Raw genomic sequence first — 24,249 nt, 5'->3', positions numbered from 1 at the left:
CCGGGTTGCAGCCGGTCAGGCGCAAGGCCATTGTGGCGGCATGACACAGACCGCCCGATCTCTGACTTTCAAATCGCCCGAAGAAACCGCAGTTTTCGCACGGCAATTGGGAAAATCACTGCGCCCGGGCGATGTCGTTCTGCTGGAGGGCCCGATCGGCAGCGGCAAGACGCATTTCGCGCGCAACCTCATTCAGTCATTGATGGATGAACCCGAAGATGTGCCCTCGCCAACATTCACTTTGGTCCAGGCTTACGACACGCCATCAGGGGAAATATGGCATTGCGACCTGTATCGTCTGAGCGCGGCCGAAGAAGTTGACGAACTGGGTCTGACGGACGCTTTCGATACGGCAATCTGCCTTGTGGAATGGCCGGACAAGATGGGCCCGTTGGCGCCCCAAGGCGCGTTGACGTTGGCCTTTGAAACAGACCCTAACAATATCGATTTCCGCCGTGTGACCCTGTCTTGGACTGCTCCGAAATGGGCGGAAAAACTGGAGAGAACCGCATGACCAACAGGACGGTCCTGGCCGAAGCCCTGATTGCGCAAACACCCTGGGCCGGAGCAACACGTACGCCACTGGCAGGCGATGCCTCGAACCGGCGATACGAACGACTGATTGATCCAACCAACGGGCGCACTGCGGTTTTGATGGACGCGCCACCTGAAAAAAGTGACGATGTTGAACCCTTCGTTCGGGTTGCAGAATACCTCCGATCGGTTGGTCTGAGCGCGCCGGAAATCTATGCCGAAGATACCCGGTACGGTTTTCTGTTGCTGGAAGATCTGGGTGATGATCTTTTTGCGCGCGTCCTGAAAAAAGACCCGGGCAAAGAGCGTGAATTGTACCGGGCCGCCACCGACGTGCTGCTCCACCTGCATCGGGCGCCTTCTCTTGCCTTGCAGTCTTATGATCCGTCCCTGATGACGGAACTGGCTTCATTGGCTTTCACAAAGTATGCGGCCGGTATCCTGGGAACATGTGATGAAGACGCCCTGTCCCGGTTCGAGCACCGGTTCGCGGACATCCTGCATCGTGAAACATCCGGTTCGAAAGTCGTCATTCTCAGGGATTATCACGCGGAAAATCTGTTGTGGCTGCCGCAGCGCGAAGGCGTGAAGCGCGTCGGGTTGCTGGACTTTCAGTTGGCCATGCTGGGGCACCCGGCCTACGATCTGGTGTCTCTGCTACAGGATGTACGCCGAGATGTCTCGGCCGGGATCGAAATGCAGATGATCAACCACTACATCTCTGCGTCAGGTATGGACGACCATGATTTCCGCACGGCCTACAGTGTTTTGGGGGCCCAGAGAAACCTGCGTATCCTTGGCGTCTTCGCACGTCTGGCGACGGAATATGGCAAGCCTCACTATGTGGACATGATCCCGGCCGTCTGGGCACATCTGATGCGCGATCTGGATCACCCTGCCCTGGTTTCGGTGGCGTCCCTGCTGCACGAGGCTTTGCCCAGACCCACACCGGAAAACCTTGCCAAGTTGAGAACGCAATGACCGGATCGCCATTTGCCGCAATGCTGTTCGCAGCCGGGTTCGGCACCCGTATGGGAGCGTTGACCAAAGACCGGCCCAAGCCATTGATCGAAGTGGCGGGGCGACCACTGATTGATCATGCGCTGGATCTTGTCGAAGATCTTGATCCCGTCCGTACCGTTGCCAACCTGCATTATCACGCTGATCAGCTCGCGGCGCATCTCGGCCCCAAAGGCGTTCTGCTGTCTCGGGAAGACGCTGAAATCCTGGAAACAGGTGGCGGATTGCGGGCGGCTTTGCCGATGCTGGGCACCGACCCCGTATTCACGTTGAACACGGACGCGATCTGGTCAGGGCCAAACCCGTTGACCCTGTTGCAGCAAGCCTGGGACCCGGGTCGTATGGATGCGCTGTTGATGTGTGTTCCGGTTGCGCGAACCGTTGGTCATATTGGATCGGGTGATTTCACCGCTGGAAAAGATGGACGGATCACGCGCGGTCCTGGTCTGGTTTACGGCGGGGCCCAGATCCTCAGGGCCCAGGGTTTGCATTCGTTCTCGCAAACAGCGTTTTCACTCAACCTGCTCTGGAACCAGATGCTTGATCAGGGTCGGCTTTTTGCGGTCGAATACCCGGGACGCTGGTGCGATGTAGGTCGTCCGGAAGGCATCGCGCTGGCCGAGGGTTTGCTGGCTGATGTTTGAATCCGGCACCCTGCCCCGTGTATTTGCCGTGCCTCCCGGTACGGATTTCCCCACGGCATTGGTCGATGGCCTGCGGCAGCGCTGTTCGGGCCCACCCGAAGCTTTGGCGCGGGTAGAGTTGATCCTGAACACACGACGCATGGAACGGCGCGTCCGCGATCTGTTCAATCAAGGGCCACCTTGCCTTCTGCCCCGTCTCTCGTTGGTGACGGACTTGGGTGAAGGGGTTGATCTGGCGCGGATCCCGCCTGCTATCCCGCCTCTGCGGCGGCGTCTTGAGTTGACTCAGCTTGTATCCAAACTGCTGGAACAACAGCCGGACCTTGCCGCCCGGTCATCGATCTTTGACCTGTCCGACAGTCTGGCCGCGCTGATTGACGAAATGCAGGGCGAAGGCGTATCGCCCGAAGCGATCCGGCAGCTGGACGTCAGCGACATGTCCGGACACTGGTCGCGGGCACAAGCCTTTATCGGCATCGCGGATCAATTCATCGACACCGGCGGACAGACGATGGATGCACAGGCCCGCCAGCGCCGCGTGGTCGAAAACCTGATCGCGCGATGGCAGATTGCCCCCCCGCAACACCCGGTCATTCTGGCGGGCTCTACCGGGTCCCGTGGCACCACCCTGATGTTGATGGAAGCCATCGCGCGCCTGCCGCAAGGGGCATTGGTGCTGCCCGGATTTGATTTCGACCAGCCGGACCACGTTTGGCAGGGGTTGGATGATGCGTTGACGTCTGAAGATCACCCACAATACCGTTTCCGCAAGTTGATGCGCGCGCTGGAACTTACACCGGGTCAGATCACCCCATGGACGGATTTATCGGCCCCCTTACCCTCGCGTAACCGCTTGATATCCCTAGCTTTACGTCCGGCACCCGTCACTGACGCCTGGATGACCGAAGGCCCCAGACTGTCCGATATTAAAGGCGCAACCGACGGCCTGACGCTGGTCGAGGCTCAATCGCCGCGCGCCGAGGCATTGGCCATCGCACTGCGCCTGCGGCAGGCGGCGGAAACAGGACAGACCGCCGCTCTGATCACGCCGGATCGCATGTTGACCCGCCAGGTCAGCGCCGCGCTGGATCGGTGGAACATCGTGCCGGACGACAGTGCGGGCCTGCCGCTGCAACTTTCCCCGCCGGGACGTTTTCTGCGCCATGTGGCCAACCTGTTCACACGCCGTCTGGAAGGCGAGGCGCTGCTGACCCTTTTGAAGCACCCGCTATGTCATGATGGCGGTGACCGCGGAATTCATTTGCTGCACACGCGTGACCTGGAACTTGACCTGCGCCGTCACGGCCCGCCCTTTCCTGACAGTGCAAGCCTTGCGGCTTTTGCAGTGCGCAAAGAGGCCCAGGAAAGCTGGGTGAAATGGGTCGTGCAGCATTTCTGCGACCAGCAGGTCACCAGTGAACTGCACCTCGCGGACTGGGTGGAGCGTTTGATGAAACTGGCCGAGGCGATCTCGGCCGGCAGCACGGGTGAAACGGGCACTCTGTGGGACAAAAACGCAGGCCAAAAGGCGCTGGGGGTGCTGAATTCTCTCAGCGCAGAGGCGCAGCATGGCGGCCTAATGACAGCCCATGACTTTGCCGATCTGCTGGGCGCTCTGCTTGCGGGTGAAGAGGTTCGTGACCGGGATGCGCCGCATCCGCACATCATGATCTGGGGCACGCTCGAGGCACGGGTGCAGGGCGCCGACCTGCTGATCCTTGGCGGGTTGAATGAAGGAAGTTGGCCAGAGGCGCCAACACCCGATCCCTGGTTGAACCGGCAGATGCGTGACAAAGCCGGCTTGTTGCTGCCCGAACGCCGGATCGGCCTGTCTGCGCATGACTTCCAGCAGGCCATCGGCGCACCCGAAGTGTGGTTGACCCGCGCGACCCGCTCGGATGATGCCGAGACGGTTCCGTCGCGCTGGCTGAACCGACTGACCAACCTGTTGCAGGGTTTGTCGGGTCAGGGTGGCCCCGAAGCTCTGACCAAAATGCGCGCTCAGGGCGAAAAATGGTTGAACTGGTCCGAGGCACTGGAAGATGCGCCGCCGATCGACCCCGCACCGCGTCCTTCTCCGCGCCCACCGGCCGCCGCGCGTCCGCGCCGTCTGTCTGTGACCGAGATAAAGAGGCTGATCCGCGATCCATACGCGATTTACGCCAAACATGTGCTTCGGCTGAAACCGCTAGATCCGCTTGTACAGGCCCCCGATGCCTTGCTGAGAGGAATTGTGATTCACGAAATCCTCGAGCATTTCATCAAGGACAGCGTCCTCGACAGTGCTTTGCTGACGCGGGACAATTTCCTGAAACGGGCGCATGCTCTGTTGGATCAACACGTCGCCTGGCCGACAGCCCGCAAACTGTGGCTGGCCCGGCTTGAGCGGATCGCGGATGATTTCCTCGGGGCAGAGCTCGCGCGCCGGAAGGATGGTGGCCCCGTGGCATTTGAGGCGGCGATGAAACTGGCGCTGCGCCCCCTGGATTTCACCATTGTCGGGCGCGCGGACAGAATCGATTGCAACAGCCGGGGCGCGTTGCGCATCATCGACTATAAAACCGGCGCACCACCGACGGAAAGCCAGCAATCCAAATTTGACAAGCAGTTGCTGATCGAGGCGGCAATGGCCGAGCAGGGCGGGATTGAGGGCCTTGACCCGACAAGCGTGGCCCAAGCCATCTTCATCGGTATGGGTGGCAGCTATAAGGAGGTTGCGGCGCCTTTGGACAAAGAACCGACCGACAAGGTTCTTGCCGAGCTGAAAGAGTTGATTTCCGCTTATTTAGAGCCTGATCAGGGGTTTTCGTCCCGTCGTATGCTGCACAAGGATACGGATATGGGTGATTATGATCACCTGGCGCGGTTCGGCGAATGGGACCGGACAGCGGAAACCTACCCCGAGGATCTGACATGAGCCCGCGCAACGACGCAACTGAACGGCAGGTACAGGCCGCGCGCCCCGATGCCTCGACCTGGCTGGCGGCCAATGCCGGGTCCGGCAAAACCCGGGTTCTGACCGACCGTGTGGCGCGTCTGCTGCTGGGCGGGGTCCAGCCTCAGCATATTCTGTGCCTGACCTACACCAAGGCCGCCGCCAGCGAGATGCAGAACAGGTTGTTCAAGCGCCTTGGCGAATGGGCCATGCTGGATGATACCCCCTTGTTGGAGGAGCTGACCGATCTGGGTGTACCCGGCGAAATCGGTTTGGACCGGTTGGCGCAAGCACGCACCCTGTTTGCCCGCGCCATCGAAACGCCGGGTGGTCTGAAAATCCAGACCATCCACTCGTTCTGCGCGTCATTGTTGCGACGCTTTCCGCTGGAGGCTGGCGTTAGCCCGCAGTTTACCGAAATGGAAGACCGCGCAGCAGCCTTGTTGCGAGAGGAAATTGTCGAAGATTTCGCCGCAGGCCCGCAGGCCGGGTTGATTGAAGATGTGGCCCGGTTCGTCACGGACACGGGGTTTGATAAACTGACCGCTGCGATCACGCAAAAACGCAGTCTTTTTGCGCAGCCGCTCGAATGGTCCGATCTGCTGCAACGCTTCGATCTGCCCGCCGGCTTTGACGAAACAGCGCTGCTTGCGCGGGTTTTTCTTGGCGGCGAAGTCGAACTCATCCAGTCCATACTGCCCGCTTTGACCGAAAGCGGAGGCAACAATGCCAAGGCCGCCGCAAAACTGGCCGCGTTCAACGAAGCCAGATTGATACATCTACCCATGTTGGAAAGCGTGTTTCTGACCGGGAAGGGCGCAAAGGAACCCTTCACGGCCAAACTCAACGCTTTTCCCACCAAACCCCTGCGCGAAGGTGCGCTGGCCGACCGGATGCCGCAGATCGAGGCCTTCATGCAGCGGATCGAAACCGCGCGTGAACAACGCCTGGCGCTGGTCGCAGCGCAGAAAACCGCGGTTCTGCACCGCTTTGCCGCAGCCTTCCTGCCGGAATATGAACGGCGCAAGCAGTTGCGCGGCTGGCTGGATTTCGACGACCTGATCCTGCGCGCACGGCAGGTGTTGAACGATCCGGCAGTGGCCGAATGGGTGCTGTACCGACTGGACGGTGGCATCGATCATATTCTTGTGGACGAAGCGCAAGACACCAGCCCCGATCAATGGGACGTGATCGAGAAACTGGCACAGGAATTCACCAGCGGGGAAGGGGCCCGATCCGGGGTCGAGCGCACGATATTCGTCGTCGGCGACAAGAAACAATCGATCTATTCCTTTCAGGGCGCCGATCCACAGGCCTTTGACAGAATGCAGGAAGAGTTTGGCCGGAAATTGGCTGAATCAGGCTCTAAACTGTGGGATTCGACGTTGGAGTACTCGTTCCGATCCTCTAGCGTGATCCTGAATCTGGTCGATATCCTGTTTGAAAACCGCTCTGATGCGGGGTTTCACAAGGACAGTCAGCACCGTGCTTTCAAGGCCGATCTGCCGGGTCGTGTTGATCTTTGGCCCGTCGTCGAAAAAGTAGCGGATGCCGAAGTCGGGGATTGGACCGACCCGGTCGATCGTCCGGGCGCACGGCATCACACCGTCATTCTGGCCGAGAAGGTCGCACAGTCGATCAAAGACATGATCGAACGGGGCGAGACGATCCCGGAAGATGGCAAATCCGGCCAATTCGTTCGTCAAAAAGTGCAGCCGGGGGATTTTCTGATCCTCGTGCAACGCCGCTCGGACCTGTTTGCCGAGATCATCCGTGCCTGCAAGGCGCTGCACCTGCCCATCGCCGGAGCAGATCGGCTGAAAGTGGGCGCTGAACTGGCGGTCAAGGATCTTGCGGCCTTGCTCAGCTTTCTGGCCACGCCCGAAGACAGCCTGTCCCTGGCGGCGGTTCTCAAGTCCCCCTTGTTCGGTTGGTCCGAACAGCAGCTTTTCGATCTGGCGCACCGTCGGAAGGAACAGTTCCTTTGGGCCGCACTGCGCAACCGCGCCGAAGAGTTTCCCGAAACCCTGTCCGTGCTGAATGATCTGCGCAGCCAGATCGACTTTCTGCGTCCCTATGATCTGATCGAACGTATCCTGACCCGCCATGACGGACGGCGCAAGCTGTTGGGGCGGTTGGGGGCAGAAGCCGAAGACGGCATCAACGCGCTGTTGTCCCAGGCTCTGGCCTATGAGCGAACGGATATCCCCAGCCTGACGGGATTTCTGGTCTGGATGCAGACTGACGATCTGGAAATCAAACGACAGATGACCGGCGTCGGCAACAGGATCCGGGTGATGACCGTTCATGGCTCAAAAGGGTTGGAGGCGCCGATCGTCATCCTGCCGGATACCGGCAAACGCCAGCCCCCGCGTGACCCCGAGATCATGTTGGCCGGCGGAACACCCTTGTGGAAAGTGTCGGCGGACGCGTCACCAAACCTGATCTCGCAGGCGCGGGAAGAGGCGCGCAACCGCGAGGAAAACGAACGGCTTCGGCTGCTGTATGTGGCTCTGACACGGGCGGAAAAGTGGTTGATCGTGGCGGCGGCAGGTGATTTGGGGAAAGACGGCAACAGCTGGTATCAGATGGTCGAGGCGGCGATGGATCGGGCCGGGGCCGCGCAGGTGCCGGGTACCGATATCCGCCGCCTGTCCCACGGGGATTGGAACGCGCCGCTCTTGATCGATCAACCGAACACTGTCGTTCAGCAAGTCGAATTGCCGGATATGTTCCAACATCCGGCACCGGATCCGGTTGCGCCTGCCGGCACGCTCAGCCCTTCGGACCTGGGTGGCCCTAAGGCGTTGCCCGGCGATGCCGGCCTGGATGAAGATGCGGCCAAACTGCGCGGAACCCGCCTGCACCTGTTGCTGGAACACCTTCCCGCGGCCGAGAAAGACCTTTGGCCAGAGCTTTGCGCGCGGTTGCTGCCCGATATGCACGAAACGGACCGGCACGAGATTTTGAACGAAGCCGTAACTGTGCTGACAGCGGAAGGTTTGCAGCCCGTCTTTGCACCTGACACGTTGGCCGAGGTGCCCATTACTGCCGCTCTGAACGGGCAGCGGATGCTTGGGGTTGTCGATCGTCTGATCTTGTCGGAATCGGAAGTGCATGTGATTGATTTCAAATCAAATGCCACCGTTCCAGACCGCGCGGAAGACTGCCCCGACGGCCTGCTGCGACAGATGGGGGCATACGCGCAGGCGCTGGCGCAGATCTATCCGGATCGCAGCATTCGTACCGCCATTCTGTGGACCCGCACGGCGCGGCTGATGTGGTTGCCACACGATCTTGTGACAGATGCTTTGGCCCGCACCCAGATATCTTGACCTTACCCGAAGCGGCACATACGTTCTGTTCCCAAGTTTACCCCATTCAGGAGACAGAATATGTCGACCGTAGCCGTTACCGACGACACCTTTGACGCCGAAGTCAAGAATTCGACCGTTCCCGTGGTCGTGGATTTCTGGGCCGAATGGTGCGGCCCCTGCAAGCAAATCGGCCCTGCGCTGGAAGAGCTGGCGGCCGAGTATGGCGACAAAGTCAAAATCGCCAAGGTCGATGTGGACAGCAACCCGAACTCAGCCGCCGCCATGGGTGTACGTGGCATCCCCGCGCTGTTCATCTTCAAGGACGGTCAGGTCGTTTCCAACCGCGCGGGCGCGGCGCCCAAAGCCGCCCTGCAAAGCTGGATCGACGAATCCATCTGATCTGGTCCTAACAGATTATCTCGAAGGCGCCTCAGATCGGGGCGCCTTTTCTATTGAAGACATCGGAGACACCAATGGCAAAAACGCGGGTCCTTGTGGAATTCGGGATGGGCACATCCCTGCGCCGGATGGACTATACTCAGGCGTCACTGCGGGCGATCAAGGATGCGCTTTGGCACAACTCGGTCAACATGGCGGAACTGTTCGGGTTTCCGAAAGAGGCGATGATCATTGATGCCGAAATAGGGGTTCAGCAGCCGGATCAGGTGGACACCGAAGCGTTGAAAGCTGTCTTTCCCTATGGTCACCCCAACATTACTGTCACCAAAGGCGGGCTGGACATCGCAAAGCCCCACAGTGACGGACACACGGTCATTGCCAACGCCGCCCTGATCGTTTCCTTCGACATGGAGCCTGCACAATGAGTGAAAAACGCATCATTCTGGAGATGGGAACAGGTAACGATCTTTACGGCCAGGACTATACCAAGGCAGCCCGCCGCGCGGTGCAGGATGCTTTGCACCATTCATCCATCACGTTGTTTTCAAAGCTGGGGATCGACCATTCCGAAATGCGCGTCAGCGTCACGATCGGCGTGCAGGATCCTGAACAGGTGGATTGCGATCTGGTTGCCTCGGATCTGCCGCGGGGCAGGGCCGAGGTTCGCGCAGTCAAAGGTGGGCTTGACGTTGTCGACGAAGAAGCGGGAGCGCGGCACGTGGTTGCAACTGCGGCGATCGAGGCGTTTCTGCCTGATCTTTCTGGAAAATACGTTCAGGGCTGAAAAAAGAAAAAGCCGCTCGGAAATCCGTGCGGCTGTCTCGAGTTGCTGATCTGCGGGAACATCAGAGATCGGCGATGTCTGCGCGGCTCAGGCCGATATCGTCAAGCTGGGCGTCGCTGAGTTCCGACAGGAGTTTGCGGGTTTTGCGGGATTCTTTCCATTCGACAACGGTGTTGACGACATTGGTGAACGCGTCCACTACGTGCAGGATGGTAGCTGCTCCGAGCGGCGCATGAATGTTAGCTGTGGTTGCCATGTGCGCGGTCCTTTGTGAAGAAACAGCCGACCCGTTGTCGGTTGTAAGCCTCATGTAGTTCTGCATGCCCGGACTCACAATTGCTGGTCTGGTAACCCCGGAATGCGTTTTTTGCATATCTTTTAGGCAATTGAAGAACGGGTTGCGCCAACCTGCGACCCAGCCCATATATACCGCCAGCGAAAACGGAGACGATCATGGCAGACAACGACTTTCCCGGTTGGCACGGCACGACGATCATTGGCGTCAAGAAGGACGGTCAGATCGTCATAGCCGGTGATGGGCAGGTCAGCCTGGGTCAAACCGTGATCAAGGGCACGGCTCGCAAGGTGCGTCGCCTGTCCCCCGGAGGGTCCGAAGTTGTCGCCGGCTTTGCCGGGTCGACGGCCGACGCCTTCACCTTGCTGGAACGGCTGGAGGCCAAGCTCGAGGCGACACCGGGCCAACTTGCCCGTGCTTCTGTGGAATTGGCCAAAGACTGGCGTACCGACAAATACCTGCAAAAGCTCGAGGCGATGCTGATCGTCACGGACGGCAAGGACATGTTCGTGATCACCGGGGCGGGTGACGTGCTGGAACCTGAACACAACGTGGCTGCCATCGGGTCCGGGGGCAATTTTGCCCTGGCCGCTGCCCGCGCGATGATGGACAGTGACAAGTCGGCGGAAGAGGTCGTGCGTCAGGCAATGGCCATCGCGGCCGATATCTGTGTCTATACCAATGGTAATCTGACGGTTGAGACGATCTCAGGCTAACAGCGCCGAGATCTCCTTGCCTTTCCAGCGGCGATGCATGCCGATCAGGCCAATGATCGCTGCGATGATCACGATGTAGTAGGGCACGCGGATATCGATGCTCATCAATCCGCCCCCGATCAGCGACATGATCCCGCCCGCAAGGCAGAACACGGCAGTGGTCACACCCATGACCCAGCCCTGATCCGCTTCGCTGACGCTGGAAGAGAACAGCCCAAGCATGGTGGGGTAGGCGATTCCGAACAGGAAATAGAAGAAAAAGACCGGCACATAACTGAACACGCCGCTTGGGCTGAAGGCGAACGCGAAACCGCAGATCACCATGACGATGAGTGACGTGTGGATTATCGCATGTTTGCTGAATTTCTCTTGCGCGGGTTTCACCAGGAACGTGCTGGAGAAGGCCAGCGCCACACCGATGACGACCATCGCCATACTGCCGCCGATGACTCCGTATCCGAAGGCGCTGGTCAGGAAATTGTCGACAAAGACGTAGAAGGTGACATTGGCGATCATGAAGAACGAATAGACCGGCAGGATCTTCAACACCATCGGATGACCACGCACCGCCATCAGGCTGTCTGTTATGTCACGGGGACGGAAGACAAAAGGCGCGCGATCCGTTCGGGTATCCTGGAAGAAAAACAGGACCAGAAAGATTGCAATCAGCACAAGGACAAATGCGCCGTAAAAAGGCGTTCTCAGCGTGGCGAAACCGCCCAGCAGGGCGGCGTCAGACAAGACCGCGCCGATGATCGGCCCGCCCACAAGGCCAAAGCTGACGCCTGTCACGATATAGCCCATGTTCCGGTCCCGGTCTGTCGCGTCGGTGCTACCGTCGATCATCGCCGCTTGCGCAATGGGTTGGTTGCCCGCAGTAAATCCGGTGATCGAACGCCCGACAATCAGCAGAAGGAGGCTGTTGAGATAAAGCGCGGCAATGGTCAGGGCATACCCGGCCAGAGCACCGCCCAGGCACACCAGCAAAGCGTTCTTGCGCCCGATCGAATCCGATACTTTCGAAACATAGACAACGCCCAGAAACCAAGACAGGAAAAAGCACCCGATCACGAGGCCGTAATAGAAATGCCTGCGCCCCTGGGGCGTGTTTTCGGGCAGAAACCCGGATTTCGTTTCCATGATCAGCGAGTTGATGATGGGAAAGACCAGCCCCTGTCCGATCAGATCCACAAACACCACAAACAGAAGGGTAATCTTGGCAATATTTGTCATGTCATACGCTCCTGACCCTCAAACCCTTGAAATCACTGTAGCAGAGGGTTCGCGCATTCCCCAAGCAAAGCATTTGCAAACCTGAGCCGGCATTGCTAACCAACGCGGCCATGAATACAGGCTTGGTTGTTTTCGCCCGCGCGGTGATTACCTAAGCCGCATGACACAAATGCCGACCGAAAGGACTGCCCTTTGACCGACCTGACCCCGCGCGAGATTGTCTCGGAACTGGATCGCTTCATCATCGGGCAGAAGGACGCCAAGCGTGCCGTGGCCGTCGCCCTGCGCAACCGCTGGCGCCGCAAGCAATTGCCGGACGACATCCGGGAAGAAGTCTATCCCAAGAACATCCTGATGATCGGCCCCACCGGCGTTGGCAAGACCGAAATCAGCCGCCGTCTGGCCAAACTGGCCCGCGCGCCGTTTGTCAAGGTCGAGGCCACCAAGTTCACCGAAGTCGGATATGTCGGTCGTGACGTGGAACAGATCGTGCGCGATCTGGCAGATGCGGCCATCCTGCAAACCCGCGAGTTCATGCGCGAAGACGTCAAGGCCAAGGCCCATCAGGCCGCCGAAGATCGGGTGATCGAAGCCATTGCAGGCGCAGATGCGCGCGAAGGCACGCGCGAGATGTTCCGCAAAAAGCTGAAAGCCGGCGAACTGGACGACACGGTGATCGAGCTGGAACTGTCCGATACCTCGAACCCGATGCCGATGTTCGACATTCCGGGGCAGCCGGGCGGTCAGATGGGCATGATGAATCTGGGCGACATTTTCGGCAAGGCCTTTGGCGGGCGGACCGTCAAGAAACGCATGACCGTCGCCGAAAGCTATGATGCGCTTATCGGGGAAGAGGCCGACAAGCTGCTGGATGATGAAACCGTCACCCGCACCGCGCTGGAATCCGTCGAACAGAACGGCATCGTATTTCTGGATGAGATCGACAAGGTTTGCGCCCGCTCTGACGCACGTGGCGGCGATGTCAGCCGCGAAGGCGTGCAGCGCGACCTTCTGCCCTTGATCGAGGGAACCACCGTCAGCACCAAGCACGGCCCGGTCAAAACGGATCATATCCTGTTCATCGCCTCGGGTGCGTTTCACATCGCCAAACCGTCGGATCTGTTGCCGGAATTGCAAGGGCGCCTGCCGATCCGCGTCGAACTGCGCGCCCTGACCGAAGAAGACTTCGTGCGCATCCTGACCGAAACCGACAATGCCCTGACCTTGCAATACACGGCGTTGATGGGCACCGAAGACGTGACCGTCAGCTTTACCGAGGACGGCATCGCGGCGTTGGCGAAGATTGCGGCTGACGTGAACCAGAGCATCGAAAACATCGGCGCGCGGCGGCTCTATACCGTCATGGAGCGGGTTTTCGAAGAACTGTCCTTCGCTGCACCGGACAAAGCCGGTTCAGAGATCACCGTTGATGCACAGTTCGTCAGCGACAATCTTGGTGAATTGACCAAGTCCTCTGATCTGAGCCGTTACGTTTTGTAACACGGCCAGCCGTTTTTTGCCGTTGTTTTGGTCTTGCCATGCTGGACGTCGCGCAGGAATAGGCTAGCGTGTGCACAAGTCACCCCGAGGTCTGGCCCGTGCTGCGATACTTCGTCATTCTGTTCATATCCTTTTCGCTCAGCGCCTGTGTCGACCGGACGGTGTCCGAGGTCGTGCCCGATGCCGTGAACATCGGAACACCTGAAACCATCTTCGCAAGCACGACCCGCGCGCGTGAGGTCGATGGATCCTATGGATTCCGACGCGGTGAAACGCTCAGGTTCCTGGAAACGACGGTTTCTATTCCACCCACGCACACTCCGGGTACGCTCCGCTTCTCCTACGCGAACCCGAATCCGCGGAAAGAATTCGTTCTGGCAGACGTGACCGAGTTGGATGGACCGCAGGGGCTGCGCAAACACCTGCGAGGACAGGATGACGTCACTATCTTTGTGCACGGCTACAATTCGACCCAGACCGAAACGATCTTCCGCGCGGCGCAGCTGACACATGACATCGGCCTCCCCGGATCAACGCTGGTGTATTCCTGGCCCAGCCGCGCGACGGGCTATGGATACGCCTATGATCTGGACAGTATGCTGTTCGCCCGCGACGGGTTGGAACAGACCATCCGCGAACTGAAAGCCATGGGTGTCAAACGCGTTATTCTGGTCGCGCATTCCATGGGCGGTGCGTTGACGATGGAGATGATGCGGCAAACCGAATTGCAGGAACCCGGCTGGGCCAAGCGAAACATCGAAGGGGTCGTTCTGATCTCGCCTGATCTTGATCTTGATCTGTTTCGCTCGCAGATGAAACGTATCGACAACCCCCCCGATCCGTTCATCGTAATGGTGTCGCAAAAGGACAAGATCCTGAACATCTCGGGCCGCTTGCGTGGCACGGATGAGGGCCAGCGGTTGGGGAACATCAGTTCGGTTGACTCGCTCGAGGAATTCCCGATCAGCGTGATCGACACGACTGCTTTCAACAGTGACGCGGCATCCTCGCATTTCGTTGCCGCGACCTCTCCGGCTTTGTTGTCGATCCTCAACTCGTTGCGGCGTGTCAACAATACCTTCGGGCGGGAAGACCGACCGGCCATTGATATTCTGGTGCCACCCAGCGAGCGCAATCCAGACGGGGCCACTGAAATTGTTCTGACGGAAACTGGGCAGGCACAGGTTACCACTCCGTGATGCGGTTCAAGCTGCGTCGGTATCTTCTGGACAATGCCACCTGGCTTGGCGCCGGCGTTCTTCTGACATTTTTATCCAGCTTCGGGCAGACATTCTTCATCTCGATCTTTGCCGGTGAAATCCGCGCGGAATTCGGCCTCGGCCACGGAGCGTGGGGTGGGCTATACACATTGGGCACAACCCTGTCGGCCATCGTGATGATTTGGGCCGGAGGGCTGACGGATATCTTTCGCGTCCGGGTGCTGGGTCCGGCGGTTCTGACCGGGTTGGCCCTGGCCGCCCTTGCCATGGCGCTGAATACCTGGCTGCTCCTGTTGCCAGTGGTGATTTTTCTGTTGCGCCTGCTGGGTCAGGGGATGAGCACACATCTGGCCGCGGTCGCCATGGCGCGGTGGTTTACGGTCACGCGGGGCAAGGCGCTTTCCATTGCATCCATCGGCTATGCCATCGGTGAGGCCCTGCTGCCCCTGATCTTCGTTGCAGCCATGGTTTACCTGGACTGGCGTTGGCTGTGGGTCGTCGCGGCAGGGATGACTGCCTTGGGAATACCCGTGTTGATGCGGCTGTTGCGCGAAGAACGAACACCGCAAAGCCTTGCCAGCGAATCCTCTGCCATTGGGATGCAGGGTCGCCACTGGAGCCGTCGCGACGCGCTGTTTGACCCCTTGTTCTGGTTCATGGTGCCCGCCGTGCTTGCGCCATCGGCATTCATAACCGCGTTTTTCTTCCATCAGGTCTATTTCGCCGAGGTCAAAGGCTGGCAGCATATCCAACTGGTCGCTCTGTTCCCGATCTTTACCGGAGTATCACTGCTGTCGATGTTTGCTGCGGGCTGGGCATTGGACAAATGGGGCACTGCGCGCATCATGCCATTCTATCAGCTTCCGATGGCGGTTGGGTTTGTGGTTTTGGGCATGACTGAATCAATCAGCGGCGCGACGATTGGGTTGGTGTTTCTTGGCCTGACGGTCGGAGCGAACAGCACGTTGCCCAGCGCGTTCTGGGCAGAATTCTATGGGACCCGGCATATCGGGGCCATCAAGGCGCTGGCTGCGGCTGTCATGGTACTGGGGTCAGCCATCGGCCCAGGTCTGACCGGCGTTCTGATTGACCTTGGTATCCCGCTGAGCATTCAGTTTTTCTGGATTGGCCTGCTCTTCGTGCTGGTATGCAGCCTTGTTTGGGTCGGTATTTCCCGCGCGCGTCGCGACCTTTAACGCACCCGCCTGAGATACACGTAATACGCCCCGTCTCCGCCGTGGCTTATATGAGCCGGCGTGACCTGCAACACCGCCTGGGCCAGCGGTGGGATCGACAACCAGTGAGGAACCTGATTTCGCAGAACACCGCGCGGCGTCGGAATCGGACCGGGCTCGTCCCGATCCTTGCCTTTGCCGGTCACGACCAAAACCAGACGCTTACCCTGTGCTTGCGCGCTCAGGATGAATCGGATCAGCGCCGGATGGGCCGAAGCCACCCGCATACCGTGCAGATCCAGCTTGCCTTCGGGTTTCAGCTTGCCGCGCTTCATCCGACCAAAGGCCTTGTTGTCCATCTGAACCGGTGCATTGCGCAACGCATCCGTCACCTTGGGCTTCAGGTCGTTCGGTTTCGGTTTCGACTGATGGGTCTGTCCAAGTTCGAATGCCTGAAAACGGGGTTTCGGAGTTTTCTTGGGCTTGGGTTTCGGCAAAGAGGTCGGATGGATCGTCTGCGGGATTTCCGGGTGCAGCCTCTCGGCCTGTTTGGCGACCTTGCGCCACAGCTCGATCTCTTCGCTTGTCAGTTTGCGCCGGTTCATCAGAATTCATCCGGCAGCAGGGCATAGGCACGCTGGATGGGCAGCAACAGCACCATCCGACCGGGATCCTTCAGCTTGCCCGCGGCCTGACCGGCTTCGTCCCCCGTTCCGAAAAAGATATCGGCCCGCTGCGCGCCTTTGATGGCCGCACCTGTATCCTGCGCGATCATCAGGCGGCGGATTGGTTCCTTGCCGTCCTTTTCCACCCACACCGGCGCACCCAATGGGGTATAGGCGGGATCAGCCGCAATGCTGCGCATCGTCGTGACAGATCGGTTCATGGCGCCCAGCGGCCCAAGCTCGGGCGCGACACGTGAAACTTCGCGGAAAAACACGTATGATGGGTTGTGGAACAGCAATTCCGCGCCAGCCTCGGGGTTCTTGCGCACCCAGGCGCGGATCATCTGCGCGCTGACCTCATGCGCGCCAAGAATGCCGCGCCGCACCAGTTCCACGCCAATTGACCTGTAGGGATGCCCGTTCGCACCGCCATACCCGACGCGCAAAGCGCCGCCATCCGGCAATCGAACGCGGCCCGAACCCTGGATTTGCAGAAAAAACAACTCTACGGGGTCATCGACCCAGGCAATCTCAAGCCCGCGGCCCTGCATGACATCACTGGTCAGGATTTCTCGCCGGCTCAGCCAGGGCCCCTCAGCGCGGGCCTCGGGCGGCATTTTGTAGATGGGATACTTGAAACGATCCGTCCGGGTACGCGCACCATCAAGTTCGGGTTCGAAATACCCCGTGAACAGGGCATCCTCACCATCCTCGACCAGAACAGGGCGAAAAAAGAGCTCAAAGAACGACCGTGCCGCTTCGGCATCATAGGTTCTTGCCACACCGCACAGGGCCCGCCAATCGGGATCCTTCAGATCCCCGCAGGTGTTCAGAAAAACTGACAGGGCTGCACCGTGGTCATCCTCGGCCCAGCCACGCAGATCATCGAACGACAGAATGGATCGCGTTGCCTCGGCCCCGGCAGCGCTGGCAGCGGTCATTGCACCCACCAGTAAAAGCGACCGGAGCGTGGCAATCATGCGTCCGTGGCAACAAGCAGCCAGTTCGGATCGTCCTTGCCCATCACACGGGCAAAGGTCCAGCTGTCCTTTTGGCGTTTCACGGTATTGGGGCTGCCTTCGACGATATCGCCACCGCGATCCCGCACGACCGATGTCAGTTCACCCACGAATTTCATGGTGATTTCGGCCTGATTGGTATCCTTGTCGAACTTCACATCCGTCAGGGTCGTCTCTCGGACACCGATAAACTCGGCCTCGATCGTCAGGCCCTGATCTTCTCGTGCGGCGACGCCCGCAACGAAGGATTCAAAAACTTCTTCCGACAGGAACGGTTGGATCTCGTCCAGGTTTCCCTTTTCATACCCCATCAGGATCATTTCATAGGCACCGCGCGCACCCTGAACAAACTCGGTGACGGAAAAACTGGGTTCAACGCGTTTCATCGCCGCCAGCGTCTGTGCCAGCTCGCTGTCTTCCGGGACATGGTCTGTGATGTCATGATCCGGGCCGCCTTCGATCACTTCGAAATCGCGGCGCGACTTATGCGCTTCGGGCTGCTGCTGCACAGGCGGTTTTTCAAAACCTTCACGTGTGCCCAATACGCTCTTGAGGCGCAGGATCAGGAAAACGGCAATTCCGGCCAGGACCAGCAACTGGATCATGGGTTCGTTCATTTCATCCTCTTTTCAGAACCGCGGCTTTGTATACGCGGCCTCATGCCACTATGTAGGTGACCGTAGGTGGCAAGTCCACAGCCCGGCCTAAGGGAAAGGATAACGCAAATGTATCTGTTCTTGGCATTTTTGTTGGTGCCCATCATCGAGATTGCGCTGTTTATTCAGGTTGGCGGGTTGATCGGCTTGTGGCCAACCCTTGCCATCGTAGTGCTGACGGCGGTTTTGGGCACTGTTTTGGTGCGGACACAAGGTCGCATGGCGTTGGGAAACCTGCAACGGTCGTTTGCCGAACTGGACGACCCGACCGAGCCGCTGGCTCATGGTGCGATGATCCTGTTGTCGGGCGCTTTGTTGCTTACACCGGGATTCTTTACTGATGCCATTGGATTTGCGTTGCTTGTTCCCGGCGTGCGGGTTGCGGTTTTCAGGTATCTCAGATCGAAAGTCACCATTACCCAGTTTCAGATGGGCCAAGGCCCCGGTTTTCAGTCTCGGGGAAATCCGTTCGATCAGGGTGACATCATAGATGGTGACTTTACCGAGGTCCGCCCAAAAAATGATCCGTCAAAGCCGTCTAAATGGGTGGAAGGCCCCCACCGGCATTGAGGTGCCGCGCCCAACTTGATAAGCAGTGGCGAATTTCATTTTTGGAGTAGATCCATGGCCGAAGAAAAAGCTGCAGAAAACACTGCGGCCAAAGCCGCCCCGCAAGTTCAGATGCGTGTTCTGGGGCAGTTCATCCGCGACATGTCCTTTGAGAACGTGATGGCCCAGAAGGGTGTTTCCGGTGACGTACAGCCCGAAATCGCGGTTCAGGTGAATCTGGATGCCAAGAAGCGCCCGGCTGACCACCAGTTCGAAGTGTCGATCAAGCTGAACCTGACATCCAAAGCCAAAGGTTTGGAAGACGTTCTGTTCCTGTGTGAGCTGGACTATTGCGGCCTGTTCCACGTGGAAGGTGTGCCGGAAGACCAATTGCACCCGTTCCTGATGATCGAATGCCCGCGGATGCTGTTCCCGTTCCTGCGCCGCATCGTCAGCGACATCACCCGCGACGGCGGTTTCCCACCGGTGAATCTGGACAATATCGATTTCGTCGCCCTGTACCGCAACGAACTGATGCGTCGTCAGGCCGAACAGTCCCAGAAGACAGATGCCTGAGGGTTTGGCCCGTGCCTGACAGGGTCAGGTGCGGGTCCATAGGGCATTGTCGCCCAGTTTTTCTATGAATGCATCATGTGCCGCGCGTTCATCCTCGGTAATACGAGACGGCAGTGGCGTTGCTCGTGGTGCCGGTCGCCAATCATCACCGCCGCCTGCCACGGATGATGCAGATGTTGACAGTCCAAAATCGGGCTGTCGTCCTCCGATCAGCTCAAGATAAACCTCGGCCAGGATTTCAGAGTCGAGCAACGCGCCGTGCAGCACACGGTTAGAGTTGTCGATATTGAAGCGACGGCAAAGCGCATCCAGTGAGGCCGGCGAACCGGGAAACCGTTTGCGCGCAATCGCCAGCGTATCCAGCGCCTGTTCCATCGGGATGAGCGGGGCACCCATCCATTTCAGTTCGGCATTCAGGAACTTCATGTCGAAAGATGCATTGTGGATCACCAGCCGCGCATCGCCGACGAATTCGCGAAAAGCGTGACCGATCTTGGCAAAAACCGGTTTGTCTTTCAGCGTCACTTCACCCTTTTCCGGCGGACGTGGGTTTTCCAACAGGTCCGGGCCGATGCCATGCACGCCAAATGCCTCTTCCGGCATCGAGCGTTCGGGGTTGATGTAGACGTGATACGTCTCACCCGTTGCGACGTGGTTCCACAGTTCAACGGCGCCGATTTCCACGATCCGATCACCGCTTTCAGGATCGAAACCCGTGGTTTCGGTGTCGAGTACAATTTCACGCATCTGCCATCCCCGCCCGTATCTGCCTGACCACATCCTGCACCTGCGCGCGGGCGTGGTCCAGAGTGTCGGTCACGATGACGTAATCCGACCGCGCGCATTTTTCTTCATTCGGCATCTGCTTGGCTCGGATTTGCTCGAACTGCGCCTCGGTCATTGTGCCCCGTTCCATGACACGCCGCTTTTGCTCGTCGGCCGGGATCGAAACACAAGCCACCGCGTCCATCGCCACGTCACCGCCCGTTTCAAACAAAAGCGGAATGTCGAAGACCAGGATGTCGTTTGTCGCGGCTTCACGAAATGCTGCGCGGTCAGCAGCGACCAGAGGGTGGACGATGGCTTCGATGGCCTTCAGCGCAGCAGGATCGGCCGCAATTATCTGTTTCAGCGCCTCCCGGTTGACCGCACCGTCCTGAATGGCCGACGGAAACAATCGTTCCATGGGGCCAACGGCCGCGCCCCCCCTGGAATACAGGCGATGCACCGCCGCGTCCGCATCCCACAAGGCACAACCTTCTTCGACGAACATCTGCGCCGTTGTGCTTTTCCCCATGCCGATGGAACCGGTCAGGCCAAGCGCAAAACTCATGACAAGGCCGCCGCACGTGCATCAGCATCAACTTCGGGGCGCACGCCGAACCAGCGTTCAAAACCGGGCACTGCCTGATGCAACAACATGCCCAGCCCATCGACTGCGGTGCATCCAGCCTGTTCAGCGGTTTGCAACAGGCGGGTTTTCAATGGCGCATAAACCAGATCCGTCACCACGGCACCGGGCTGCAACCCATCAAGCGGAACCCGCAATTCCGGTTGGCCCTGCATGCCCAACGAGGTGGTGTTCACCACGAGTTCTGCGTTTTCGATGACATTTCCGGCCTGAACCCAATCCACCACGCGGATACGTTGACCGAATTCCTCTTTCAGATGATCCGCACGGGCGCGGGTTCGGTTGGTCAGCAGGATTTCCGGAACACCCGCGTCAGACAATGCCTGCAACACGGCGCGCGCGGCCCCTCCGGCCCCGAAGACAACAGCCGGTCCGTCCTTTGCATTCCAGTCCGGCGCACCGGTGCGAAGATTCTCCATGAACCCGTACCCGTCAGTGTTATCCGCGTGGATCGAGCCATCTTCACGAAACACCAGAGTGTTCGCCGCACCTATCACCGTCGCACGGTCAGACGCATGATCCGCGATCTTCAGGGCGGCTACCTTGTGGGGAACGGTCACATTGGCGCCGACAAAACCCGCCTTGGGCAGGGTGCGCAACACAATTTCCAGGTCGGCGGTGGCGACATCCATCGGGATGTAATGACCGGCAAGACCGTATGTCTTCAGCCAATGACCATGCAGTTTGGGGGATCGTGAGTGACCAATGGGATGTCCAATCACACCGGCCAAAGGAACCCGATAGTCCGTCATTGATCGATTACCCCTTTGACAGCCAGAAAGTTGAGCAGCTCCAACAGGGGCATACCCAAAACGTTAAAATAGTCGCCGTCAATGGTGGCGAACAGGCGGACACCTTCTTCCTCCAGCTTGTAGCCTCCGACGGCGTGGCGGATACTGTCCCAGTTTCGCGCCACGTAATCCTTCAGATAGGCGTCGGAACTGGCCCGCATCCGCAATCGTACCTGCCCCACATGCCGCCAGACCGGCTGAGCATTCTGATAGATCACCGCTGCGGACAAAAGCATGTGACGCTTGCCACGCATGGCTTTCAGCTGAGCCAACGCCTGTTCGGGGGTTTCCGGCTTTGACATCAGCTGACCGTCAAAATCCAGAACCTGATCGCATCCTAGGACTATGGCACCGGGGTTTTTGTCACTGACCTTCCGGGCCTTCATTTCTGCGAGTGTGTCGGCAATGTCCCGTGGAGATGCGTTTTCAGCCAGCAGAGCGCGTTTGGCCGTCTCTTCATCCACGCGCGCGGTTTGAACCACAAACGGTACGCCTGCATTTTCAAGCAGCTGCGCGCGAATGGCAGACCCGGAAGCAAGAAGAATGGGGACAGACATGTGGAAAACCCCGTGCGCAAATCATTGAGAGTTCAGGGGTGCTTTGTATGGTTTTCCAGTTGACACGCAACCCCGGGGATTTCGCGCCAGAGATCCCCGAGTCGCTCAAATCCCATCCCGTCCGGACAAGGATAAGTCAGTTTCTCTGGAAAAGCCCGATATCCCAAATTCTCCTACCAGTTATCCCCAAGTGGAACAAGGAATACTGATAATAAATAATTGATTTTAAATGATAAAAATATCCACCAACAGAATCACATGAAAAAATCCGTGTTCTGTCCACCTGGGGAAAACACTTGTGTAAAAAAGTAATCCACGGATTTTACTCACCCTACAAAACCATCATCCTTTTTCTTTTCTTATTTTTTTATTAGGGAGGGTCCCGAACAACGCCCGGAGCCGAAATGACCGATCTTCTGTTCACTTTGTACCCATGGGTGAAATCGCTCCATATCATGGCGGTGATTTCGTGGATGGCGGGCCTGTTCTATCTGCCCAGGTTGTTTGTCTATCACGTCGAAAAGGCACAGGCCGTAGAAGGCGCACAGGACATTTTCTTTGAAATGGAAGAAAAGCTGCTGCGTGTGATCATGAGACCGGCGATGATCGTTGCCTGGGTTTGTGGTTTGATCATGGTGTTTACGCCGGGCATCGTGGGATGGGACTGGAGCTGGCCCTGGGTCAAGGGCGCCGCCGTGATCGGCATGACATGGTTTCATCACTGGTTGATGGCGCGACGCAAGGATTTCCTGGAAGGGCGAAACACGCTCAGTGGGCGGCAGTTTCGCATGATGAACGAGGTCCCGACCGTTTTGATGGTTGCCATCGTTCTGGCGGTCGTTCTGAAGTTCTGAGGGCCTGTTTGACTCCGCCCCGCACTGCGCTTATGTAGGGATCAACACGCCCGTCCGGGCGGCGTATCTTCCATACTGAAATTCCACTTCGTGCCGCGCTGTCAGCGGTGAAGGTATATATCATGACAACCGAATCCCTGAATCTTGCTGATCTGAAAGCCAAAAGCCCCAAAGACCTTCTGGCGATGGCCGAAGAGCTGGAGATCGAAAACGCCTCGACCATGCGCAAGGGCGAGATGATGTTCCAGATCTTGCGTGAACGCGCAGATGAAGGCTGGACCGTTGGTGGCGATGGCGTGCTTGAAGTGCTTCAGGACGGTTTCGGCTTCCTGCGCTCGCCCGAGGCGAACTATCTGCCCGGCCCGGATGACATCTATGTCTCACCCGAGATGATCCGCCAGCACTCATTGCGGACAGGGGATACCGTGGAAGGCGAGATCAAAGCCCCGGATGAGAATGAGCGCTATTTCGCGCTGACGAAGGTGACCAAGATCAACTTCGAAGACCCGGAAAAGGCCAAGCACAAGATCCTGTTCGACAACCTGACGCCGCTTTATCCGGATGAGCGGCTGAAGATGGAAATCGAGGATCCGACCATCAAGGACAAGTCCGCACGGGTGATCGACCTGGTCGCGCCGATCGGCAAGGGCCAGCGGTCGTTGATCGTGGCGCCGCCGCGCACCGGTAAGACGGTGATCCTGCAAAACATCGCGCATTCGATCGAGCGCAACCACCCGGAATGCTACCTGATCGTCCTGCTGATCGACGAACGCCCGGAAGAAGTCACCGACATGCAGCGTTCAGTGAAGGGCGAGGTGGTATCTTCGACCTTTGATGAACCGGCGTCGCGTCACGTTGCCGTGTCGGAAATGGTGATCGAAAAAGCCAAGCGTCTGGTCGAACACAAACGAGATGTTGTTATCCTTCTCGACTCGATCACAAGACTTGGTAGGGCTTTTAACACCGTGGTCCCATCCTCGGGTAAAGTTCTGACCGGTGGTGTGGACGCAAACGCCCTGCAACGGCCCAAGCGGTTCTTTGGTGCGGCGCGGAACATCGAGGAAGGCGGATCGCTGACCATCATCGCAACCGCACTGATTGATACCGGCAGCCGGATGGACGAGGTCATCTTTGAAGAATTCAAAGGTACAGGCAACTCGGAAATCGTTCTGGATCGCAAGATCGCGGACAAGCGAGTGTTCCCGGCCATCGACATCCTCAAATCCGGCACGCGGAAAGAGGATCTTCTGGTCGACAAGGGTGATCTGGCCAAGACCTTCGTTCTGCGGCGTATCCTCAACCCGATGGGCACGACCGACGCAATCGAGTTCTTGTTGTCCAAGTTGAAGCAGACAAAGACAAACAGCGAATTCTTCGATTCCATGAACACCTGACATTG

Annotated in this window: 25 protein-coding genes; 16 read left to right on the top strand and 9 right to left on the bottom strand. The window is 58.5% G+C overall.

The annotated features are described in order from the left end of the window. Positions 1 to 40 precede the first annotated feature (40 nt). From tsaE to GOW31_RS16595, 8 genes are all read left to right on the top strand, one after another. Positions 41 to 514, top strand: coding sequence for a tRNA (adenosine(37)-N6)-threonylcarbamoyltransferase complex ATPase subunit type 1 TsaE (gene tsaE, locus GOW31_RS16630; protein WP_171116660.1), 474 nt, complete (start codon positions 41 to 43; stop codon positions 512 to 514). Beyond that, positions 511 to 1,515 carry an aminoglycoside phosphotransferase family protein gene (locus GOW31_RS16625; RefSeq protein ID WP_171171556.1) on the top strand — a complete coding sequence of 335 codons (1,005 nt, stop codon included), beginning with the start codon at positions 511 to 513 and terminating at the stop codon, positions 1,513 to 1,515. Before tsaE ends, GOW31_RS16625 begins: the two co-directional genes overlap by 4 nt. Beyond that, positions 1,512 to 2,198: a nucleotidyltransferase family protein gene (locus GOW31_RS16620; RefSeq protein ID WP_171171554.1), complete on the top strand. Its 687-nt coding sequence runs from the start codon at positions 1,512 to 1,514 to the stop codon at positions 2,196 to 2,198. The genes GOW31_RS16625 and GOW31_RS16620 overlap by 4 nt, the downstream gene beginning before the upstream one ends. Next, complete coding sequence (gene addB, locus GOW31_RS16615) at positions 2,191 to 5,115, top strand: double-strand break repair protein AddB (protein ID WP_171171552.1); 2,925 nt, start codon at positions 2,191 to 2,193, stop codon at positions 5,113 to 5,115. The genes GOW31_RS16620 and addB overlap by 8 nt, the downstream gene beginning before the upstream one ends. Next, positions 5,112 to 8,468, top strand: coding sequence for a double-strand break repair helicase AddA (gene addA, locus GOW31_RS16610; protein ID WP_171171550.1), 3,357 nt, complete (start codon positions 5,112 to 5,114; stop codon positions 8,466 to 8,468). The genes addB and addA overlap by 4 nt, the downstream gene beginning before the upstream one ends. Before the next feature lie 18 nt (positions 8,469 to 8,486). Further along, on the top strand, positions 8,487 to 8,849 hold the full coding sequence (gene trxA, locus GOW31_RS16605; RefSeq protein ID WP_367396964.1) for a thioredoxin: 363 nt from the start codon (positions 8,487 to 8,489) through the stop codon (positions 8,847 to 8,849). Between the two features lie 74 nt (positions 8,850 to 8,923). Continuing rightward, on the top strand, positions 8,924 to 9,274 hold the full coding sequence (locus GOW31_RS16600) for a Lin0512 family protein (protein WP_171171547.1): 351 nt from the start codon (positions 8,924 to 8,926) through the stop codon (positions 9,272 to 9,274). Beyond that, the gene (locus GOW31_RS16595; RefSeq protein ID WP_171171545.1) at positions 9,271 to 9,633 is read left to right on the top strand and encodes a Lin0512 family protein; all 363 of its coding nucleotides are present in this window, start codon (positions 9,271 to 9,273) and stop codon (positions 9,631 to 9,633) included. The genes GOW31_RS16600 and GOW31_RS16595 overlap by 4 nt, the downstream gene beginning before the upstream one ends. 61 nt (positions 9,634 to 9,694) lie before the next feature. Here the strand turns inward: GOW31_RS16595 and GOW31_RS16590 are convergent, their stop codons facing one another. Continuing rightward, positions 9,695 to 9,889 carry a DUF1127 domain-containing protein gene (locus GOW31_RS16590; protein WP_152459629.1) on the bottom strand — a complete coding sequence of 65 codons (195 nt, stop codon included), beginning with the start codon at positions 9,887 to 9,889 and terminating at the stop codon, positions 9,695 to 9,697. 197 nt (positions 9,890 to 10,086) lie between these two features. Here GOW31_RS16590 and hslV point away from each other — a divergent pair, with 197 nt between their 5' ends. Then, a complete protein-coding gene (gene hslV, locus GOW31_RS16585; RefSeq protein WP_171171543.1) occupies positions 10,087 to 10,644 on the top strand; it encodes an ATP-dependent protease subunit HslV in 558 nt (185 codons plus the stop codon). On the opposite strand, the gene GOW31_RS16580 is transcribed toward hslV, so the two are convergent. Next, complete coding sequence (locus tag GOW31_RS16580; RefSeq protein ID WP_171171540.1) at positions 10,636 to 11,877, bottom strand: MFS transporter; 1,242 nt, start codon at positions 11,875 to 11,877, stop codon at positions 10,636 to 10,638. The two genes, hslV and GOW31_RS16580, sit on opposite strands and share 9 nt — an antisense overlap. 192 nt (positions 11,878 to 12,069) lie before the next feature. Between GOW31_RS16580 and hslU the strand changes: the two genes are divergently transcribed. The 3 genes from hslU (at position 12,070) to GOW31_RS16565 (ending at position 15,793) form a co-directional block, all read left to right on the top strand. Further along, on the top strand, positions 12,070 to 13,377 hold the full coding sequence (gene hslU, locus GOW31_RS16575) for an ATP-dependent protease ATPase subunit HslU (RefSeq protein WP_171171538.1): 1,308 nt from the start codon (positions 12,070 to 12,072) through the stop codon (positions 13,375 to 13,377). Between the two features lie 98 nt (positions 13,378 to 13,475). Continuing rightward, positions 13,476 to 14,576, top strand: coding sequence for an alpha/beta fold hydrolase (locus GOW31_RS16570; protein WP_171171645.1), 1,101 nt, complete (start codon positions 13,476 to 13,478; stop codon positions 14,574 to 14,576). Continuing rightward, positions 14,576 to 15,793: an MFS transporter gene (locus GOW31_RS16565; RefSeq protein ID WP_171171642.1), complete on the top strand. Its 1,218-nt coding sequence runs from the start codon at positions 14,576 to 14,578 to the stop codon at positions 15,791 to 15,793. Before GOW31_RS16570 ends, GOW31_RS16565 begins: the two co-directional genes overlap by 1 nt. Here GOW31_RS16565 and GOW31_RS16560 read toward each other — a convergent pair. From GOW31_RS16560 to GOW31_RS16550, 3 genes are read right to left on the bottom strand one after another with little or no spacing between them, the layout of a single operon-like run. Then, the gene (locus GOW31_RS16560; RefSeq protein WP_171171536.1) at positions 15,790 to 16,377 is read right to left on the bottom strand and encodes a Smr/MutS family protein; all 588 of its coding nucleotides are present in this window, start codon (positions 16,375 to 16,377) and stop codon (positions 15,790 to 15,792) included. The two genes, GOW31_RS16565 and GOW31_RS16560, sit on opposite strands and share 4 nt — an antisense overlap. Beyond that, entirely contained in the window at positions 16,377 to 17,417 is a 1,041-nt protein-coding gene (locus GOW31_RS16555; protein ID WP_171171534.1) for a murein transglycosylase A, read from the bottom strand. The genes GOW31_RS16560 and GOW31_RS16555 overlap by 1 nt, the downstream gene beginning before the upstream one ends. Then, on the bottom strand, positions 17,414 to 18,073 hold the full coding sequence (locus GOW31_RS16550) for a Tim44/TimA family putative adaptor protein (protein WP_170345861.1): 660 nt from the start codon (positions 18,071 to 18,073) through the stop codon (positions 17,414 to 17,416). The genes GOW31_RS16555 and GOW31_RS16550 overlap by 4 nt, the downstream gene beginning before the upstream one ends. A gap of 108 nt (positions 18,074 to 18,181) precedes the next feature. Between GOW31_RS16550 and GOW31_RS16545 the strand changes: the two genes are divergently transcribed. Beyond that, entirely contained in the window at positions 18,182 to 18,682 is a 501-nt protein-coding gene (locus tag GOW31_RS16545; RefSeq protein ID WP_171171532.1) for an FxsA family protein, read from the top strand. A 54-nt stretch (positions 18,683 to 18,736) separates the two neighbouring features. Then, on the top strand, positions 18,737 to 19,237 hold the full coding sequence (gene secB, locus GOW31_RS16540; RefSeq protein WP_152459620.1) for a protein-export chaperone SecB: 501 nt from the start codon (positions 18,737 to 18,739) through the stop codon (positions 19,235 to 19,237). A 24-nt stretch (positions 19,238 to 19,261) separates the two neighbouring features. Here the strand turns inward: secB and dnaQ are convergent, their stop codons facing one another. Genes dnaQ through GOW31_RS16520 form a run of 4 tightly spaced genes read right to left on the bottom strand, consistent with a single transcriptional unit; the run spans position 19,262 to position 21,996 of the window. Then, positions 19,262 to 19,984, bottom strand: coding sequence for a DNA polymerase III subunit epsilon (gene dnaQ / locus GOW31_RS16535; protein WP_152459619.1), 723 nt, complete (start codon positions 19,982 to 19,984; stop codon positions 19,262 to 19,264). Further along, positions 19,977 to 20,570 (bottom strand): dephospho-CoA kinase, encoded by a 594-nt coding sequence (gene coaE, locus GOW31_RS16530; protein WP_171171531.1) that lies wholly within the window; start codon positions 20,568 to 20,570, stop codon positions 19,977 to 19,979. Before coaE ends, dnaQ begins: the two co-directional genes overlap by 8 nt. After that, complete coding sequence (locus GOW31_RS16525; RefSeq protein WP_171171528.1) at positions 20,567 to 21,400, bottom strand: shikimate dehydrogenase; 834 nt, start codon at positions 21,398 to 21,400, stop codon at positions 20,567 to 20,569. The genes coaE and GOW31_RS16525 overlap by 4 nt, the downstream gene beginning before the upstream one ends. After that, positions 21,397 to 21,996 (bottom strand): nucleoside triphosphate pyrophosphatase, encoded by a 600-nt coding sequence (locus GOW31_RS16520; RefSeq protein WP_171171526.1) that lies wholly within the window; start codon positions 21,994 to 21,996, stop codon positions 21,397 to 21,399. Before GOW31_RS16520 ends, GOW31_RS16525 begins: the two co-directional genes overlap by 4 nt. Positions 21,997 to 22,400: 404 nt before the next feature. On the opposite strand from GOW31_RS16520, the gene GOW31_RS16515 reads away from it, so the two are divergent. After that, positions 22,401 to 22,850, top strand: coding sequence for a CopD family protein (locus GOW31_RS16515; protein WP_171171524.1), 450 nt, complete (start codon positions 22,401 to 22,403; stop codon positions 22,848 to 22,850). Positions 22,851 to 22,972: 122 nt separating this feature from the next. Next, positions 22,973 to 24,244, top strand: a complete 1,272-nt coding sequence (gene rho / locus GOW31_RS16510; protein WP_170345848.1) for a transcription termination factor Rho — start codon at positions 22,973 to 22,975, stop codon at positions 24,242 to 24,244. Positions 24,245 to 24,249: the final 5 nt, after the last annotated feature.

It is taken from the genome of Ruegeria sp. HKCCA0370 (genome assembly GCF_013033705.1).
Taxonomy (GTDB): Bacteria; Pseudomonadota; Alphaproteobacteria; order Rhodobacterales; family Rhodobacteraceae; genus Ruegeria.
Note: the sequence above shows the minus strand (reverse complement) of the source record. Positions and strands in the feature narration are given on the sequence as shown.

Bases quoted from the DNA above. Each gene is read 5' to 3' on its own strand.
- GOW31_RS16545 (WP_171171532.1), top strand. From the start codon at position 18,182: ATGTATCTGTTCTTGGCATTTTTGTTGGTGCCCATCATCGAGATTGCG.
- coaE (WP_171171531.1), bottom strand. From the start codon at position 20,570: ATGAGTTTTGCGCTTGGCCTGACCGGTTCCATCGGCATGGGGAAAAGC.
- GOW31_RS16515 (WP_171171524.1), top strand. From the start codon at position 22,401: ATGACCGATCTTCTGTTCACTTTGTACCCATGGGTGAAATCGCTCCAT.
- addB (WP_171171552.1), top strand. From the start codon at position 2,191: ATGTTTGAATCCGGCACCCTGCCCCGTGTATTTGCCGTGCCTCCCGGT.
- GOW31_RS16625 (WP_171171556.1), top strand. From the start codon at position 511: ATGACCAACAGGACGGTCCTGGCCGAAGCCCTGATTGCGCAAACACCC.
- GOW31_RS16560 (WP_171171536.1), bottom strand. From the start codon at position 16,377: ATGAACCGGCGCAAACTGACAAGCGAAGAGATCGAGCTGTGGCGCAAG.
- GOW31_RS16590 (WP_152459629.1), bottom strand. From the start codon at position 9,889: ATGGCAACCACAGCTAACATTCATGCGCCGCTCGGAGCAGCTACCATC.
- secB (WP_152459620.1), top strand. From the start codon at position 18,737: ATGGCCGAAGAAAAAGCTGCAGAAAACACTGCGGCCAAAGCCGCCCCG.
- dnaQ (WP_152459619.1), bottom strand. From the start codon at position 19,984: ATGCGTGAAATTGTACTCGACACCGAAACCACGGGTTTCGATCCTGAA.
- GOW31_RS16555 (WP_171171534.1), bottom strand. From the start codon at position 17,417: ATGATTGCCACGCTCCGGTCGCTTTTACTGGTGGGTGCAATGACCGCT.
- GOW31_RS16600 (WP_171171547.1), top strand. From the start codon at position 8,924: ATGGCAAAAACGCGGGTCCTTGTGGAATTCGGGATGGGCACATCCCTG.
- GOW31_RS16550 (WP_170345861.1), bottom strand. From the start codon at position 18,073: ATGAACGAACCCATGATCCAGTTGCTGGTCCTGGCCGGAATTGCCGTT.
- rho (WP_170345848.1), top strand. From the start codon at position 22,973: ATGACAACCGAATCCCTGAATCTTGCTGATCTGAAAGCCAAAAGCCCC.
- addA (WP_171171550.1), top strand. From the start codon at position 5,112: ATGAGCCCGCGCAACGACGCAACTGAACGGCAGGTACAGGCCGCGCGC.
- GOW31_RS16565 (WP_171171642.1), top strand. From the start codon at position 14,576: ATGCGGTTCAAGCTGCGTCGGTATCTTCTGGACAATGCCACCTGGCTT.
- tsaE (WP_171116660.1), top strand. From the start codon at position 41: ATGACACAGACCGCCCGATCTCTGACTTTCAAATCGCCCGAAGAAACC.
- hslV (WP_171171543.1), top strand. From the start codon at position 10,087: ATGGCAGACAACGACTTTCCCGGTTGGCACGGCACGACGATCATTGGC.
- GOW31_RS16525 (WP_171171528.1), bottom strand. From the start codon at position 21,400: ATGACGGACTATCGGGTTCCTTTGGCCGGTGTGATTGGACATCCCATT.
- GOW31_RS16595 (WP_171171545.1), top strand. From the start codon at position 9,271: ATGAGTGAAAAACGCATCATTCTGGAGATGGGAACAGGTAACGATCTT.
- GOW31_RS16520 (WP_171171526.1), bottom strand. From the start codon at position 21,996: ATGTCTGTCCCCATTCTTCTTGCTTCCGGGTCTGCCATTCGCGCGCAG.
- GOW31_RS16580 (WP_171171540.1), bottom strand. From the start codon at position 11,877: ATGACAAATATTGCCAAGATTACCCTTCTGTTTGTGGTGTTTGTGGAT.
- GOW31_RS16620 (WP_171171554.1), top strand. From the start codon at position 1,512: ATGACCGGATCGCCATTTGCCGCAATGCTGTTCGCAGCCGGGTTCGGC.